The organism is Brotaphodocola sp. (genome assembly GCF_050873365.1).
Lineage (GTDB): Bacteria > Bacillota > Clostridia > Lachnospirales > Lachnospiraceae > Brotaphodocola.
The window spans coordinates 219509-235866 of the sequence record NZ_JBNMIQ010000002.1 but is presented as its reverse complement, the minus strand read 5'-3'; the positions used below and the strand labels follow the sequence as shown (position 1 = coordinate 235866).

Below are 16358 nucleotides of genomic sequence, written 5' to 3'. Positions count from 1 at the left end.
TATCATCTTAACATAAATCAGACAGAAAAGAAATTGTGTATGGTGCACAAAATAAAAACAGCAAACTAGGCACAATAGCTAATTGACGGATGAGTTTAAGTATGATATTATTGAAACATCACAAGAGAGGTGCAGGAACGATTTTCGAGAAGCAAAAATGTAACTGCTTACAAAATCAGGAATGCATTAATTTTTAGCCAAATCTTGCAAACCTTTGCATACAAGAGAAACCGTGACAGAAAAAAGCGATTTGCAGGCTTGGCAAATAAAAGAAAGGGAGAAGTTTCTTATGAAAAACATGAAGAGAGCAGCAGCACTGGCAATGGCCTCCGTTACCGCAATTTCCCTGGTAGGATGCGGTGGAAGCACTAGCACCGAGACAACCGCAGCAGCTGACACAAAGGCAGCTGGTGAGAACGGTAGCGCAGCAGAGGGCGGAAATTCTGGGGATATTTCCGGCGACATCACCTTTTCCTGGTGGGGCGGAGATTCCAGACATGAGGCAACTGAGAAGGCAATCGAGGCTTTCCAGACCAAGTACCCGAGCGTAACCGTAAGCCCGGAGTACGGCGCATGGTCCGGTTGGGAGGAGAAGCAGTCCCTGAACATTCTGGGTGGTAACTCCGCAGATCTGATGCAGATCAACTGGAACTGGATTGATTCCTACTCCAACAACGGAACGAACTTCGCAGATCTGAATCAGTACGCAGACATCCTTGATCTGTCCCAGTTCCCGGAGGATGCACTTGCACAGTGTACCGTTGACGGAAAGCTGATGGCAGTTCCGATCGCAATGACCGGTCGTCTGTTCTACTGGAACAAGACCACTTTTGATGAGGTTGGATGCGATATCCCGACCGATGAGGCTTCTCTGCTTGAGGCAGGAGCAAAGTTCAAGGCTTACAACGAGGATTACTATCCGTTAGCACTTGGTGAGTATGACCGTGCAATCTTCCTTGTTTACTATCTGGAGTCTGTATATGGTAAGAACTGGGTAGAGAACGGCGAGCTTCAGTACACTGAGGAAGAGATTCAGGAAGGTATGGATTTCATCACCAAGCTCGAGGAGAATCACGTTATCCCGACGATCGCTACGATCGCAGGCGATATGGCTGACTCCCTGGATAAGAATGCAAAGTGGATCAACGGCGTATACGCTGGTATCTACGAGTGGGATTCTTCCGCAAGCAAGTTCCAGAAGGCAATTGTTGAGTCTACCGACAAGCCGAATCAGGAGTTCGTACAGGGTGACTTCATTAAGTTCGGTGATTACGATGGCGGATTCACCAAGATCTCCATGGCATTTGCAATCTCTGCAAAGTCTGAGCATCCGGAAGCAGCAGCAGCTCTGATGAACTACATGCTGAACGATCCGGAGGGCGTTGAGATCATCGGTACTGAGAGAGGAATTCCGTGTTCCGCAGAGGCTCTGAAGGTTCTTGATGAGAAGGGTCTTGGAAATGAGCTGGTTAAGGCAGCAAACGCAGCTGTTATGGCACACAACAAGTTCGCTCTTGATCCGAAGTTCGAGCACAACGATCTGAAGGCTAACCCGGATGGCGTTTACTACAAAGTATTCAGCAAGCTGAGCGCAGGCGATATCGACAGCGCAGCAGCAGCAAAACAGCTGACCGATGGTGTAAACGAGGTTCTTGGAAACTAAGAGAATCGAAAGAATCTGACGGGAAGCGAATAGGCTTAACGACATAATCATATTAAAAAGCAACAACACGGAGGAAGCCACCAATGAGATCAAAAAATTGATTTGGTGGCTTCCCTAAGGAAAGGGCCCGGAAACGGGTGGCAGAAGGAATTTAGGAATGGATGTAAGAGAAGCCGTAAAAGATAAGGCAAATTATGCGGAGATTGTGAAGTGGTTTCAGAGCCTTGGGGATCTGGATTTAGACCAGTTGGTTCTGCTCGCAGAAACGATCGATGCAATGTCAGAAGAAATTTTTGAGCATTATAAGGCCCTCTGCGACATCTTAAAGGGGCAACTGCAACGAATCAGACGAATCTGCAAGGAAGTCGGCATTGAGAACGAATTTCCGGAAGAGTCGATGAGAAGCCGTCTGGCATATGTGGTGAAAATGGCTGGAAGAGAAGGGGCTATTTTACCGGAAAAATATGCATGGCTGGCAGAGTAGAAACACAAATTTACCATGAGCGGGAGGTAACCGTATGCAGAACAAAAGCAGTTTCAGCAAGACGTTGACTGAGAATGCAGGTTTCTTATTCATAGTGCCGTGGTTGATCGGATTCCTTGTCTTTAAGGTATATCCGTTCGCATCTTCGCTGTATTACAGCTTCACGAACTATGATCTGTTTACCGGCATCACAAAGACTGGTATGATGAACTATCAGAAGATCTTTACAGATAGCGATATCATCCGAGCATTCGCCGTAACTTTTAAATATGCAATTTTCGATGTACCGCTGAAGCTGATCTTCGCGCTGTTCATCGCCTACATCCTGAACTTCAAACTGAAGGGTGTAAACTTTTTCCGTACCGCATACTACATTCCGTCGATCCTGGGCGGTTCCATTGCAATCGCAATTCTGTGGAGAGCAATCTTCAACACAGACGGTCTGATCAACACCGTTCTCGGTTTCTTCGGAGTGGCAAAGATCAACTGGATGGCAGGTGCAAACTCTGCACTGCTCGTAATCATCCTGCTTCGTGTATGGCAGTTTGGTTCTGCAATGGTTATTTTCCTTGCGGCTCTCAAGGGAGTATCTCAGGATCTCTACGAGGCAGCTTCGATTGACGGAGCAGGAAAGTGGACGCAGTTCTTCAAGATCACGGTTCCGATTATCACACCGGTAATCTTCTACAACCTGATCACTCAGCTGTGTCAGGCATTCCAGGAGTTCAACTCTCCGTACCTGGTAACAAAGGGCGGACCGAACGGAGCAACCACCCTGATTTCCCTGCTGATTTACAACAACGCATTCCTTCGTCACAAGATGGGTATGGCAAGTGCTCAGGCATGGATTCTGTTCATCATTGTTATGACGCTGACTGCTGTTGCATTCATCAGCCAGAAGAAATGGGTTTACTATTCGGATGAGGACGGGAGGTAGAAAATTATGACAAGAGAGCAGAAAGCTAAGGTAAGCACAGTACTGCGCTATATTCTTCTTGTTGCAGTTGGTTTCATCATGGTCTATCCCCTGATCTGGATGGTAGGCGCTACATTTAAGACAAACTCGGAGATCTTCACCAGCGCATGGTTCTGGCCGAAGAATCCGGTATTCGATGGTTATAAAGATGCATTCAAGAGCTACGGCGGTAAGATCGACCTGATCAAGTCCATGATCAATACATACAAGATCGTAGTTCCGAAAGTAGTTTTCACCCTGCTTTCCGCAACCCTGACGGCATACGGATTTGCACGTTTTAACTTCAAGGGAAAAGGCATTTTCTTCTCCCTGATGATTTCCACGCTGTTCCTGCCACAGGTTGTTTTGAACGCTCCGCAGTACATCATGTACAACAAGTGGGGGTGGGTAGATTCCTATCTGCCGTTGACGATTCCGTCTCTGTTTGCAGTAGATACCTACTTCGTATTCATGCTGGTTCAGTTCCTCAGAGGTATTCCGAAGGAGCTTGAGGAGGCAGCAAAGATCGATGGATGTAACTCCATCAAGACTCTGTGGTATGTCATCGTTCCGATGCTGAAGCCGTCACTGGTATCCTGTGCACTGTTCCAGTTCATGTGGACTTCCAACGACTTCCAGGGTCCGTTGATCTACATTGCAGACATGAAGAAATATACGCATTCCATCTATCTGCGTATGTCTATGGATGGTGATGTCGGATTCCAGTGGAACCGTATTCTTGCGATGTCCCTGATCACGATTATCCCGTCTCTGATCGTGTTCTTCTGTTCACAGAACTCGTTCATCGATGGTATTTCTGCCGGTGGCGTTAAGGGCTAAATCATTCGATTCATTAGAATTTAGAACCATCACAAGCCTGATAAGGGGATTCTCGTATAGGGAGTCCCCTTTTGTTGTTAGGTGCTACGATAATTGAATTGCTGTTAGAGAGTGAAGAAAAAATAGATCTGGAAAACTTGGGAGGAAGTGCTAAAATGTTAAAGAAAGTAAGTAGTATTTTTCAGAATGCGAGATCCATTACGATTGAGATTGAGGACGAGGGAATCTTCCACACAAAGCGGGAGTATGAGATTTATGTCAATGATCAGCTCTACAAGAAGACCGATCGGGTGATCACCGGAATCTATGGTCTGGAACCTTCCACAAAATATGAAATCTGCGTAAAGGCAGGAGAGGAGCAGGCATTTGCACTTGTGACGACGGATGAGGAGTTTGTGACGCTCAACGTGCGCGAGTTCGGTGCAAAGGGAGATGGCGTTTCGGATGATACGCTCTTTATCCAGTCTGCGATCATGGCATGCCCGAAAAAGGGTCGCGTGCTGATTCCGGCAGGAACTTACAAGGTGACGAGCCTGTTCTTAAAGGACAACCTGAATCTCGAACTTGCGGAGGGAGCTGTGCTCTCTGCGGAGACAGACCGCAACAAATTCCCGATCTATCCGGGTCTGATTCAGAGCTGGGATGAGAAGGAGGAGTACAACCTCGGAACGTGGGAGGGCAATCCGCTCCCGATGTTTTCCGGTATCATCACCGGTGTCAATGTGAAGCATGTCGTGATCTACGGAAAGGGAATCATTGACGGAAATGCGAACTTTGATAAGGACAACTGGTGGTATCAGGCAAAGGTGAAGCGAATCGCATTCCGTCCGAGAATGATTTTCCTCAACCACTGTGAGGACGTTGTAGTCGCAGGTATTCAGGTGCAGAACAGTCCGAGCTGGAACATTCACCCGTATTTCTCCGACAACCTTCGTTTTATCGATCTGACCGTGCTCAACCCGAAGGATTCTCCGAACACGGACGGTCTTGATCCGGAGTCCTGCAAAAACGTGGAGATCGTGGGCGTGTATTTCTCCCTTGGAGATGACTGTATTGCAGTCAAATCCGGAAAGATCTATATGGGAGCAAAGTACAAGCGCCCGTGTGAGAACCTCACAATCCGCCAGTGCTGTATGCGCGACGGTCACGGTTCTGTGACGATCGGAAGTGAGATGGCAGGAGGTGTGCAGAACCTGACGGTTCAGGACTGTCTCTTTATCAATACCGATCGCGGTCTTCGAATCAAGACGAGACGCGGACGCGGTAAGGATGCGATTATCGATGGAATTCTGTTTGACAATATCCAGATGGACCAGGTGATGACTCCGTTTGTGATCAACTGCTTCTATTACTGTGACCCGGATGGTCATACCGAGTACGTTCGCTGTAAGGACGCACTTCCGGTCGATGAGCGCACACCGGAGATCCGCACCCTTGTCTTCCATCGCATTGAGGCGAAGAACTGCCACGTCGCAGGAGCCTTCTTCTACGGTCTTCCGGAGAAAAAGATCCGCCGTGTGATCATGGAGCACGTTCATGTCACCTATGATGAGAATCCGAAGGCGGGAGTTCCGGCAATGCTCGACGGCATCGATCCGTGCACAAAGATGGGAATTTTTGCGGACAACATCGAGGAGCTGGTTCTGCGCGATGTGAAGATTGAAGGTCAGGATGGAGAGGCATTTACACTGAGAAACATTGACAAACTGAGTGACTAGAAGAGTCTTGGAAGACTGACCAAAACAGATGGGAGAGCGGGTGGGATGCATCTGCAAATGCATTCCGCTCGAATCTGTGGAGGACGGGACGGCGAAGACAGGGGAACCGCTTTGACGGAGGCGGTTTCCTTCAGCCTGCCATAGTGAGACGGAGGGACAGACATGGGGGTAACAATCAAAGATATTGCACAGAGAGCGGGGGTCTCTTATTCTACGGTTTCGAGAGCTTTGAATGGAATCGGAAGTGAAAATGGGGAGCGAAGAAAGAGAATTCTAAAGATTGCCAAGGAGATGGGCTATGTCCCGAATCAGGCGGCGATCCACTTAAAACTTTCCAGATCGTATGTGATCGGGCTGTACTTTTCGACGATCAGCAAGATGACCTCTCCGTTTGTGCTTCACGATGTTCTGACAGGGGTTTACAGCATTGTTGGAAGCAAGTACAACATTGTGGTCAAAGGTATTGATATGCATGAACCGGGAACGCTCAATCCGAGTTATTACGATGGAATCATTGTTTTGAGCCAGAGAACGGAGGACCGTGCCTTTATGGATGAGGTTCTCGAGAAGAAAATTCCGATGGTCGTGATCTGCCGAAAAGTCGATATCGATGCGCCGAATGTGACGACGGATGAGACGAAGGCGATGGAGAAGGCGATGGATTATCTGATTGAGAACGGTCATCGAAATATCTGTGTGATTGAGGGAGCCCCGAATCTGGACTCCACGAGACTGCGTCACATCGGCTGGCAGAACTCTGCAAGGAAACATGGGCTTGATCCGTCCGCGATTCCGACTGTCAGTGGAACTTACCGCTATGCGAGCGGATACCAGGGCGCAAAACTTCTTCTCGAGTATCATCCGACCGCGCTTCTGTGCTTCAACGATGAGATGGCATTTGGCGCGCGGGAGGCGATTGCGGAGGAGGGACTCAAAGTGCCGGAGGATGTCTCTCTGATCGGGTTTGACAACTGGGATATGTCCGGATACAACAGCATGAGGCTGACAACCGTCGAGAGAAGCATGAGCGAGATCGCGAAAGAGGGAACGCGCGTGCTCCTGCGAAGAATCGAAGATGGTGTCGAGGACAACAGCAGAACAGTTCTCGAAAACCGCCTGATTGTCCGCGATACGGTTAGGCGGATGGAATAACACAAAGTTTTTAGAAAAAATTCATTTTTGCGAAATTGCTTTGCGATTCAAAAATGCCTATAATATTATAAAATAAATAGGATAGAAATTAGGCAGAAATCGAAAGGTGTGTTGGCAAATGAGAAATCAAATCAAAAATCAAATTAAAAATAGAAGAGTTGGAAAAAATTTCTGGAAGATGGCGACCGTAGTTGGAATGACGGTGGGAATGCTCGCCGGTTCTGCACTGACTGCATGGGCGGGCGAGTGGAAGGAGATTCCGGATGAGGGTTGGAAGTACGAGGAGAATGGGACGGATGTGACCGGCTGGGTGAAGACGAACGATACCTGGTACTACATCGATCCGGAGACCGCTCTCTGGGTCGAGACGCCGGTTCTGAATGAGGATTCGGTTTGCTACCTTCTCGAGAATGCAGTGAACAAGGCAGGCTGGTACAAGAAAGAAGTGACCGAGATGGTCTACCACATCGACAGTGTGTCGAAGGATACGATCACGGTTTCTCTGCTTTTGGAAGGTCAGCCGTCCTACACGACCGGAACCCTCAACACGTTTGAGGTCAAGTTAAAAGACCGCACGGCAAAGTCCACCTCCACAAAGATTGTTCTGGATCTGTAAGTTTGTAAGTTGTGGGAAAACCGGAGTAGAAAGGATCTACCGTTGCGTTCGTTTTTGTTATAGCCTTCTATTAGGAGAAAAGTAAGATAAAAGAAAGCACAGGCGAGAGTCAGATTGGACGGATTCTCTGTTCTGTGCTTTTTTAGTTTTTATTGTCCTGTTTTTCAGCTAGATGAAAGAGCAAAAGAAGCCCCCCGTAGCAGATTGAAAAGCCGAAGATCTGCAAAGCAGTGGAGAAAAAGAGAGGGATCTTGCTGATCGCCCACGTTTGTCTCGAAAAATGAGACAAAAAGGCGGGCAATCCATAGGAGGTGAAGCGGTGAATCCCCACACAGAGAAACAGGACGAAGACCGGTTTGACGATCATAGAGATCGCATCCCAGTAAAACGGAACAATATGGTGCAGGGCGTGAAGGTGAAGGAGGGCGAGCAAAAGTTCGCAGACTAACATGGCGCAGAGATAGGCGTAGATTCCAAAGCGCGGAATTCCGACGAGCACAAAGATCAGGCGCAGAGTCAGGATCAGACTGCTCTGCAAAAACGTGATGTGCGTTTTTCCGAGACCGTTTAGGATGCTTCCGATCGTCGTCGCGAGGTAGAGAAACGGGCAGAGCCATGCGAGGATCTGGATGCAGGTGCCGGCATCCAGATTGTGAAAGACACTCATCCCGAGCGCGTTTCCGAATAGAACAAAAACCCCGATGCAGAAAATTCCCATGTACAGGCTGTAACGCAGGGACATCGACACGGTTGTGTCGATCAGGTCGTTTCGTCCCTCTGCCTGCGCGCGTGCGACGCTCGGGAGCAGGAGGACAGCCATTGAGTTGGTGATTGCAGACGGGAAGAGGATGAACGGAAGTGCCATACCGGTCAGCACGCCGTAGACTGAGAAGGCTTCCGAGGCAGAGAGTCCAAATTGTTTTAAACTGGCGGGAATCCACACCGCCTCGGCGCTTGCGAGCACGTTGAGGACGAGGCGGTTTCCCATCAACGGAAGTGCGAGGGCGATCAGCGCGAGGGTGCACGAGGAGGTCGAAGTGGTGTCCACTGAAAGATCCGAATGATTAGAAAAATCGGAGCGATCAGCTGGAGCGTTGGCATTTTTGAGATTTTTAGAGCCGGATGGCATTGGGGATGGCGGACAAATCAGGAGGCAGAGCAGGGTAAAGAGTGCCGAGGCGACCTCCCCGGCGACATGGCCGAGGACGGCAAGTTGAACCGTGAGCGCGATTCCCTGAGAAGTCCAGAATGACGCGAGAGCGAAGACAAAAATCATTCGCAGAATCTGCTCGGCGATCTGGGAGAAGGCGGGGACTCTGGCTTTCTGCATCCCGTAATAATAGCCGTTGATGCAGGCATGAGCGGACGCAAACGGCACGGAGAGTCCCATCAGGGGCAGATAGGGAGCACATGAAGGTTCCATCAGCACGGTGCGGGCAATCCAGTCGGCGTGACGGCAGATCAGAAACGCAAAGAAAAGAGAGAGCGAGAGGGAGAGGAGAAGTCCCGTGTGAAAGACGGCTTTTCCTTTTTTTTCATTTGAGGCGATGTACTGGGAGAGCGCAGTCTGGATCGACCCGGCGCAGAGCGCAAAACAGATGCCGTATACCGGGTGAACCATGTTGTAGATGCCAAGCCCCTCCGCTCCGATTGTGCGGGAGAGGAAGATTCGATAAAAAAAGCCGAGAATCCGGCAGGAAAATCCGGCGATCGTCAAAAGCAAAGTTCCGCTCAAAAAGGCGCGTTTGCGCGGGGAGAGGGAGGAAAGAAAGACAGACATAGGAACTCCGGTCAAAGGCGAGGCGATTGGTATAGAATATGGAAAAGAGCGACAAAACATGACTGTGAAAAATCAGGTTGTTCTTTGGGGCGTGTTTTGCTATACTGAAGGGTGTTTGGAAAAAGAAAAAGGGATAACTGCGAGAAGACGAGCAGTGAAAAAAGGATGAGGATTGCCTGCCGATTGGAGGAATGAAAGATGCAAGGCAAGACATACAAAAGACAAAATATCTTCGTTCGTCTGGGTGCAATGCTGATGACATGTGCGCTCTTGGCGATGACGGCGGTGAGACCTGCGTATGCGATGGGACCGGGTGAGGGAGCCGTCAGAAGTGGGGATGAACTTCGAGGCGTGTGGATTTCCTATCTGGACTGGGAGACGCTTCCGTCTGACCAGGCGGGATTTCAGAAGGCTGTCGATGCGATGATGGACCGCTGTGTACAGCTGAAGATGAATGCGGTGTTCGTCCATGTTCGGGCGGACTCGGATGCGATGTATCCGTCTTCTTATTTTCCGTGGTCTCGTTTTGTGACGGGAACGCAGGGACAGAATCCGGGTTATGATCCGCTCGCATATTTTGTGAAATCCGCGCATAATCATGGGCTTCAGTTTCATGCATGGATCAATCCGTTCCGCGTGACAGGATACCACAACACCTGGGATCAGGTTTCTGACCAGAGCATTGTAAAAAAATGGCTGTCCGACGCAGACACGACGAATGACCGCTGGGTATTAAAGCAGAACGGGGCTTACTATCTGAATCCGTCTGTGCCTCAGGTGCGCGAGCTGATTGTGAACGGAGTGCGCGAGGTCGTTCAGAATTACGATGTGGATGGCATTCATTTTGACGATTATTTTTATCCGGAGGTCAATGACAAGGACTCAAAGCGCTGGTTTGATAAGCCGGAGTATGACGCATCGGGAAGTTCGCTTGCGATTGCAGACTGGAGAAGAGAGAACGTCAACCAGCTGATCCGCAGTGTCTATCAGACTGTGAAGTCGGTAAAACCGGCAGTTCAGTTTGGAATCAGTCCGGCGGGCAATCTCGAGCATCTGCGGAGCAACGAACAGCTCTTTACGGACATTGACACCTGGATGAGCCAGAGCGGATATGTGGACTATATCATGCCTCAGCTGTACTGGGGATTCGAGCAGAAGCTCAAGAATGGTTCTCTTGCTCCTTATGCCTACACGGAGAACTTAAACAGCTGGATTGCGCTGAAAAAGAAGGGAATTGTGAGACTCTATCTCGGTCTTGCAATGTACCGCACCGGCACGGATTCGAAGGACAACAATTCCGTCTCCGAGTGGTTGCGCTCCGATGACATCATTGCGCGTCAGGTACAGGCGGGACGAGCAAGCGGTCAGGTATCCGGCTACTGTTTCTATTCGTATGCATCGTTTCAGGAGAGCACTTCCCAGAAGGAAGTCCAGAACCTGTTGAAGATTTTGCAGTGATTTTGCAAACCACATGGGAAGAATTAAGAAAGAGCGAAAAGAAATAAAGAGATAGAAAGAAAAAATAGAAACAGGCAAAAACAAAAAGAAACATAAAAGAGAAAAAGAACCAAAAAACAAAGAAAAAATTATAAAAAGAAATAGAAAATAATAGAAAAGAGAAAAAAGAGAAAAGAGGAACGATAATGGCAAAGAAACTGGAAGAGTATGTAGTGAGTATCCCGGATTTTCCGGAGCCGGGGATTATTTTCCGTGATGTGACCTCGATCCTTCAGGACCCGGAGGGACTTCATCTGGCAATCGACAAGATTCTGTGCATGCTCGATGGTGTGGATTTCGATGTAGTGGTGGGACCGGAGTCCCGCGGATTCATCTTTGGTGTGCCGGTTGCCTATGCAAAGAATAAGGCGTTCGTGCCGATCCGCAAGAAGGGCAAACTGCCGAGAGAGACCGTGAGCGCAAGCTATGACCTCGAGTACGGCTCTGCGACGATCGAGATGCACAAGGATGCGATCAAGCCGGGTCAGAAGGTCGTGATTGTGGATGATCTGATTGCGACTGGTGGCACGACTGAGGCGATGGTCGGCATGATCGAACAGCTCGGCGGAGAGGTAGTCAAGATCTGTTTCGTGATGGAGCTTGCCGGACTCAAGGGAAGAGAGAAGCTCAAAAATTATGAGGTGGAGTCCGCAATCGTCTACGAGGGAAAGTAGGAGAATTTGAGTTATTGTTTCCAGTAGGCACTTTTGGAACCGAAAGTGCCGTAAGATAACGTGGTGGTAGCAGATTTTGCCGATTTGGAATGCGAAGTATCGGCAAAATCCGTTGCTGTTTGCGCAATGCGTGAACAGCAACTCGAAATAAATCGTGGAAATGATTGACAAATCATTTAGAAAGTGCTAAGATTGCACCAACAATTAAATGAAAAAACCGATGAGAAAGAGTAAGTAGTCTGGATATTGGGAGACACAGAGAGTTGCCGGTGGTGGGAAGGCGATGCTTGCAGACCAGATGAATGGACTTTTGAGGGCGCTCCGGAACAAAGAAATAGAGTATGGAGCGACGATAGCCGTAATCGTAACAGGACGGCGCATATGTTTGTATGCGGAGCGAGAGAGCCGTGAGGCTAAGGCGGGTGGTACCGCGGATATTGTGAATGATATTCGTCCCGGATAGAGAGTGATTTCTGTCCGGGGCGTTTTTTATTTCTTCAATTTTTTATCGCTTCGCATGACGGCGTACCTGGTGCAAAACGATTTTGATTTTTTTCATTTGAATAAGCATTTATAAGCAGTTAAGCATTTTGATCAGGCAGAAAGAGGAGGCAGACAGATGAAAGGATACAGCATTTATCTTCCAAGTTATACGATTGGAGAGGGTGTCTATGAGAATATCGGATCAATCTGTACCCCGTATGGAAAGACGGCGGTTGTGATTGGTGGGCATCGTGCAGTGGAATCGGCACGGAAGGCAATCTGCGAGGGCGCAGAGAGCGGAAAGATTGAGATTCTTGATTTTGTCTGGTACGGCGGAGAGTGCAGTTACGAAAATCTTGAAATTCTCAAGGCAAATGAGACCGTTCAGAAAGCGGACATGATTTTTGCAGTCGGTGGCGGAAAGGCGACTGACACCGCAAAGGCACTTGCAGAGCAGACGGAGAAGCCGGTCTTCACATTTCCGACGATTGCTTCGAACTGTTCCGCGTGCACGAGCGTTTCGATCATGTACCACACAGACGGAAGTTTCTTAAAACCGTATTTCTTAAAGAAACCGCCGGTACATGCCTTCATTGATCTTGGAATCATCGCAAAGTCTCCGGAGCGCTACATGTGGGCGGGAATGGGTGACACCTACGCCAAGTATTTTGAGAGCACGGTCTCCTCGAGAGGCGAGCACTTGAACCACTATGTCGGACTTGGCGTGACGATCAGCCAGATGTGCTTGAATCCGATTCTCGAGTACGGCGCGAAGGCGATGGAGGACAACCGCGCGGGACGGGTTTCCGAGGAGCTTGCGCAGACCGTTCTTGCGATTGTTGTGAGCACGGCACTGACCTCGATTCTCGTGACGCAGGACCGGATCATCGATTACAATACGGGTCTTGCCCACGCAATCTTCTACGCTCTGACTTCTTTCCCACAGATCGAGGAGGGACACCTTCACGGTGAGGTGGTTGGATTTGGCGTTCTGATCCTTCTTCTCGTGGATGGTCAGAAGGAGATGTTCGAGAAGATGTACGAGTTTAACAAGAGTGTTGGTCTCCCGACTTCCCTTGCAGATGTGGAGATCACCGAGGAGGCACTTCCTCAGGTCATCGAGAAGACGATGCAGATGAAGGACATCGACCACAACCCATATCCGGTTACCGCTGATCTGCTTGAGAAGGCATTTGCACAGCTGGCAGAGCGAAACAGGGAAGACGGGGAAGCGAAATGATAAATAAGCATCTGCCAAAAAGAGAGAAATAAAAATCCGTAAACATACAAAAAACGGAAATAAAAAAGACGGATAAGATAACAATGTAAGATTCAAATCAATGAAATATTTAAAATATTTCAAGTTTATATGAGGAGGAAACAATTATGAGAAAGGCATTTATGAAACGTTCTTTGGCAATGGCAGTGACCGCAATGATGATGGGAGCACTTGCAGGTTGTGCTTCCGGAAGTTCTTCTCAGACGGAGAGCGCACAGACAACGGCTCAGGCTTCTGAGGCAGAGAGCAAGGCAGAGGGAGAGACAACGGCCGAGGCTGGTCAGGCAGAAGGACAGGCAGAGGGCGCTGTCGCACCGAAGGATGGCAAGGCTTACAAGGTCGGTGTGATCCAGATGGTAGAGAATGGCGCATTCAACGATATGAGAGAGGGCTTCATCGAGGAGCTTCGCGCAAAGGGTTATTCCGAGTCGGATCTTGTGATCGATTACAAGTGTGCGCAGGGCGATGCGACGAACCTTCAGACGATCGCTCAGGGCATGGCTGGCGGAGATTATGATCTCGTTGCAACCGTTGCAACTCCGCCGACTCAGGCGATGGTAAACTTAAAGACCGAGACTCCGGTAATCTTCGTTGCCGTATCTGCTCCGCAGGCAGCGGGCGTGATCACAGAGATGGAGAAGCCGGATAAGAACGCAACCGGTACCTCCAATGCGATTCCGGTCGGTGATATCTTCGCTCTGAGCGAGAAGCTGACTCCGGATGCAAAGACCTTTGGTCTTCTCTATTGCACGAGCGAGGTCAACTCCGTGAACACAGCAGAGTCCGCAAAGAAGTACTGTGAGGAGAATGGTCTTGAGTATAAGGAAGCGGTTGTGACAAACTCTTCTGAGGTTCAGCAGGCAGCTCAGTCTCTCGCAGACAGCGTGGATGCAATCTTCATCCCGAACGACAGTGTGATCCAGTCTGCAATGCCTCTCGTGACTGAGGTTGCAAGAAGCGCGAAGATCCCGGTTTACGGAAGCTCTGCTACGATGGTTGACTCCGGCGCATTTGCAACGATCGCGATCAGCGATAAGGAGATCGGTGCACAGTCCGCAGACATGGCAATCGAGTACTTAAATGGAACTGCAATCGCAGACATCCCGGCAATCGTTGTTCCGGCAAGCGAGACCGTAGTCAACAAGACGACGATGGAGGCTCTCGGAATCGAGGTTGCAGAGGAAGACGGAATTCGTTTTGTGGAGGATAAAAACTAATGACATTACTGATTGGCTCTCTTCAGCTCGGACTGATTTACGGGGTCATGGTACTCGGAATCTACATCAGTTTCCGAATCCTGAACATCCCGGATCTGACCGCAGAGGGAAGTTTTACCTTTGGACTGGCGACGGCAGCGATCTTCACGACTGCCGGCCATCCGTTTCTGGGAATCTTTGCGTCGCTCATAGCAGGCGCACTCGCAGGCTGTGTGACCGGACTGCTTCAGACGAAGTTGAACATTCATCCGGTTCTGACAGGAATCCTGACGATGAGTGGTCTCTACTCGATCAACACGGTCGTGCTTGGTGGAACGCCGAACCTGACGCTGATCGGAAAGGAGACGATCTTTACGCTCGCGCAGAGTGCACTTCCGATGTTTGAGAGAGAGGCAGTTAAGCTGATCATGGCGATTGTGGTGTCTGTTGTCTGTACCGTGGCGCTGTCGGCATTCTTCCGCACCCGCCTTGGTCTGTGCATCCGCGCGACCGGTGACAACACCGACATGGTGAAGGCATCCTCAATCAACGTGGATCGCATGAAATGCATCGCACTTGCACTGAGCAACGGACTGATCGCGCTGTGTGGCGGACTGATCGCCCAGTATCAGAGCTTTGCGGACATCAATTCCGGTGTCGGCATCCTCGTTGTCGGACTCGCATCGGTAATCATCGGAGAGGCATTCTTTGGAAAACGCTCCGTGACGATCGGATTTGTCTCTGCAGTTTTCGGTTCGGTGGTGTATCGCTACATCATAGCAATCGCGACGAAGGCAGACTGGTTTCCGGCATACATGCTCAAGCTTGTGTCGGCAGTCATCGTGACGCTCGCCCTTGCAATCCCGGCAATCAAGTCGATGATGGAAGTACAGAAGATCCGGAAAGGAGGAAAATAAAATCATGACATCCATGACACCAATGCTTGAAATTCAGTCCGCATGCAAGAAGTTCAGCAAGGGAACGCCGAATGAGCACACGGCGCTCAATCAGCTGAACCTGACGCTTGCACAGGGCGATTTTGTCACGGTTCTCGGCTCAAACGGAGCCGGAAAGTCCACGATGTTCAATGCCGTCTGTGGAAATTTCCTCCTCGATTCCGGAAAAATCCTTCTCGATGGAAAGGACATCACGTTTGAGCCGGAGTACCGCAGGGCACTGAGAATCGGAAGATTGTTTCAGGACCCGATGAAGGGTACCGCGCCAAGCCTCACAATCGAGGAAAATTTGGCGCTCGCCTACTCCAAGCAGAAAAAGCGCAGTCTCGCGTTTGCGCTGACGAGAAAAGATCGGGATTATTTCCGGACCGAGCTTGAAAAATTTTCGATGGATTTGGAGAACCGCATGAAGACGAAGGTTGGACTGCTCTCAGGCGGTCAGCGTCAGGTTGTGACGCTTCTGATGAGCACGCTCGTTCCTCCGAAACTTCTGCTTCTCGATGAGCACACCGCAGCGCTTGACCCGGCGACCGCCGAGAAAGTGATGAAGATCACGAACCGGATTGTGAAGGAACACCAGATCACGACGATGATGATCACCCACAACATGAAGCAGGCACTTGAGACCGGAAACCGCACGATCATGCTCGACGCAGGTTCGGTGATGTTTGACATCGACGCAAAGCAGAGGGAAGCGTTGACGGTGGAGCGTCTCGTTGAGATGTACTCAGAAAAGAAGAAAGAGGAGTTTGCGACAGATCGCGTGCTTCTCTCTGTGTAACTCAGAGTGGATGTTCCCCTCCTCTATAGGTGGGAGTATCGCAAACTTTCTCAGGAGGGGAGATAATCCCCTTTTGAGTTCCCTTCTGAGTTCAAGTCTTCAAGTCTTATCTTTGCAGGCATCGACTTGAATTCAAAAAAAGTTAGAGAAAAAATAGTCCGGCAGTTGCTCTTAGAAGGTTTTTTGCGTTCTGGGAGCGATTGCCGGATTTTTCATTTTTTGGAGGAAAATTCGTGCGTACTTAGAAAAATACGAGAATTTTCGGAAACTTTGTCGAATGAGTG

General features: G+C 49.5%; 14 protein-coding genes and 1 other annotated feature. Of the genes, 13 read left to right on the top strand and 1 reads right to left on the bottom strand.

Features of this window, described 5'->3' with window-relative positions:
* Positions 1-289: 289 nt before the first annotated feature.
* The 7 genes from ACR0QT_RS02220 to ACR0QT_RS02190 all read left to right on the top strand — a co-directional run bounded on the left by ACR0QT_RS02220 (position 290) and on the right by ACR0QT_RS02190 (position 7428).
* A complete protein-coding gene (locus ACR0QT_RS02220) occupies positions 290-1663 on the top strand; it encodes an ABC transporter substrate-binding protein (RefSeq protein ID WP_432629263.1) in 1374 nt (457 codons plus the stop codon).
* A gap of 157 nt (positions 1664-1820) precedes the next feature.
* A complete protein-coding gene (locus tag ACR0QT_RS02215) occupies positions 1821-2147 on the top strand; it encodes a hypothetical protein (protein ID WP_432629262.1) in 327 nt (108 codons plus the stop codon).
* Between the two features lie 34 nt (positions 2148-2181).
* Positions 2182-3084 (top strand): carbohydrate ABC transporter permease, encoded by a 903-nt coding sequence (locus ACR0QT_RS02210; RefSeq protein ID WP_432629261.1) that lies wholly within the window; start codon positions 2182-2184, stop codon positions 3082-3084.
* A gap of 6 nt (positions 3085-3090) precedes the next feature.
* Positions 3091-3942, top strand: coding sequence for a carbohydrate ABC transporter permease (locus tag ACR0QT_RS02205; protein WP_432629260.1), 852 nt, complete (start codon positions 3091-3093; stop codon positions 3940-3942).
* A 155-nt stretch (positions 3943-4097) separates the two neighbouring features.
* Positions 4098-5660, top strand: a complete 1563-nt coding sequence (locus tag ACR0QT_RS02200; protein ID WP_432629259.1) for a glycoside hydrolase family 28 protein — start codon at positions 4098-4100, stop codon at positions 5658-5660.
* A 162-nt stretch (positions 5661-5822) separates the two neighbouring features.
* Complete coding sequence (locus ACR0QT_RS02195) at positions 5823-6812, top strand: LacI family DNA-binding transcriptional regulator (RefSeq protein WP_432629258.1); 990 nt, start codon at positions 5823-5825, stop codon at positions 6810-6812.
* A gap of 118 nt (positions 6813-6930) precedes the next feature.
* Positions 6931-7428 (top strand): hypothetical protein, encoded by a 498-nt coding sequence (locus ACR0QT_RS02190; RefSeq protein WP_432629257.1) that lies wholly within the window; start codon positions 6931-6933, stop codon positions 7426-7428.
* A 142-nt stretch (positions 7429-7570) separates the two neighbouring features.
* Here ACR0QT_RS02190 and ACR0QT_RS02185 read toward each other — a convergent pair whose 3' ends face one another.
* The gene (locus ACR0QT_RS02185) at positions 7571-9208 is read right to left on the bottom strand and encodes an oligosaccharide flippase family protein (protein WP_432629256.1); all 1638 of its coding nucleotides are present in this window, start codon (positions 9206-9208) and stop codon (positions 7571-7573) included.
* Between the two features lie 198 nt (positions 9209-9406).
* Here ACR0QT_RS02185 and ACR0QT_RS02180 point away from each other — a divergent pair, with 198 nt between their 5' ends.
* The 6 genes from ACR0QT_RS02180 (at position 9407) to ACR0QT_RS02155 (ending at position 16074) form a co-directional block, all read left to right on the top strand.
* Positions 9407-10666 (top strand): glycoside hydrolase family 10 protein, encoded by a 1260-nt coding sequence (locus ACR0QT_RS02180; RefSeq protein ID WP_432629255.1) that lies wholly within the window; start codon positions 9407-9409, stop codon positions 10664-10666.
* A gap of 185 nt (positions 10667-10851) precedes the next feature.
* Positions 10852-11379, top strand: a complete 528-nt coding sequence (locus tag ACR0QT_RS02175; RefSeq protein ID WP_432629254.1) for an adenine phosphoribosyltransferase — start codon at positions 10852-10854, stop codon at positions 11377-11379.
* Between the two features lie 211 nt (positions 11380-11590).
* Positions 11591-11840: a binding site (T-box leader), on the top strand.
* A gap of 158 nt (positions 11841-11998) precedes the next feature.
* Positions 11999-13102 (top strand): iron-containing alcohol dehydrogenase family protein, encoded by a 1104-nt coding sequence (locus tag ACR0QT_RS02170; protein ID WP_432629253.1) that lies wholly within the window; start codon positions 11999-12001, stop codon positions 13100-13102.
* Between the two features lie 146 nt (positions 13103-13248).
* Positions 13249-14358 (top strand): ABC transporter substrate-binding protein, encoded by a 1110-nt coding sequence (locus ACR0QT_RS02165; RefSeq protein ID WP_432629252.1) that lies wholly within the window; start codon positions 13249-13251, stop codon positions 14356-14358.
* Positions 14358-15254, top strand: coding sequence for an ABC transporter permease (locus ACR0QT_RS02160; RefSeq protein WP_432629251.1), 897 nt, complete (start codon positions 14358-14360; stop codon positions 15252-15254). Before ACR0QT_RS02165 ends, ACR0QT_RS02160 begins: the two co-directional genes overlap by 1 nt.
* A gap of 22 nt (positions 15255-15276) precedes the next feature.
* Entirely contained in the window at positions 15277-16074 is a 798-nt protein-coding gene (locus ACR0QT_RS02155; protein WP_432629297.1) for an ABC transporter ATP-binding protein, read from the top strand.
* The last annotated feature ends 284 nt before the right edge of the window (positions 16075-16358 follow it).

What these genes read in the sequence shown, in the direction of transcription:
- ACR0QT_RS02220 (WP_432629263.1), top strand. Translation starts at nt 290, where the DNA reads ATGAAAAACATGAAGAGAGCAGCAGCACTGGCAATGGCCTCCGTTACC.
- ACR0QT_RS02215 (WP_432629262.1), top strand. Translation starts at nt 1,821, where the DNA reads ATGGATGTAAGAGAAGCCGTAAAAGATAAGGCAAATTATGCGGAGATT.
- ACR0QT_RS02210 (WP_432629261.1), top strand. Translation starts at nt 2,182, where the DNA reads ATGCAGAACAAAAGCAGTTTCAGCAAGACGTTGACTGAGAATGCAGGT.
- ACR0QT_RS02205 (WP_432629260.1), top strand. Translation starts at nt 3,091, where the DNA reads ATGACAAGAGAGCAGAAAGCTAAGGTAAGCACAGTACTGCGCTATATT.
- ACR0QT_RS02200 (WP_432629259.1), top strand. Translation starts at nt 4,098, where the DNA reads ATGTTAAAGAAAGTAAGTAGTATTTTTCAGAATGCGAGATCCATTACG.
- ACR0QT_RS02195 (WP_432629258.1), top strand. Translation starts at nt 5,823, where the DNA reads ATGGGGGTAACAATCAAAGATATTGCACAGAGAGCGGGGGTCTCTTAT.
- ACR0QT_RS02190 (WP_432629257.1), top strand. Translation starts at nt 6,931, where the DNA reads ATGAGAAATCAAATCAAAAATCAAATTAAAAATAGAAGAGTTGGAAAA.
- ACR0QT_RS02185 (WP_432629256.1), bottom strand. Translation starts at nt 9,208, where the DNA reads ATGTCTGTCTTTCTTTCCTCCCTCTCCCCGCGCAAACGCGCCTTTTTG.
- ACR0QT_RS02180 (WP_432629255.1), top strand. Translation starts at nt 9,407, where the DNA reads ATGCAAGGCAAGACATACAAAAGACAAAATATCTTCGTTCGTCTGGGT.
- ACR0QT_RS02175 (WP_432629254.1), top strand. Translation starts at nt 10,852, where the DNA reads ATGGCAAAGAAACTGGAAGAGTATGTAGTGAGTATCCCGGATTTTCCG.
- ACR0QT_RS02170 (WP_432629253.1), top strand. Translation starts at nt 11,999, where the DNA reads ATGAAAGGATACAGCATTTATCTTCCAAGTTATACGATTGGAGAGGGT.
- ACR0QT_RS02165 (WP_432629252.1), top strand. Translation starts at nt 13,249, where the DNA reads ATGAGAAAGGCATTTATGAAACGTTCTTTGGCAATGGCAGTGACCGCA.
- ACR0QT_RS02160 (WP_432629251.1), top strand. Translation starts at nt 14,358, where the DNA reads ATGACATTACTGATTGGCTCTCTTCAGCTCGGACTGATTTACGGGGTC.
- ACR0QT_RS02155 (WP_432629297.1), top strand. Translation starts at nt 15,277, where the DNA reads ATGCTTGAAATTCAGTCCGCATGCAAGAAGTTCAGCAAGGGAACGCCG.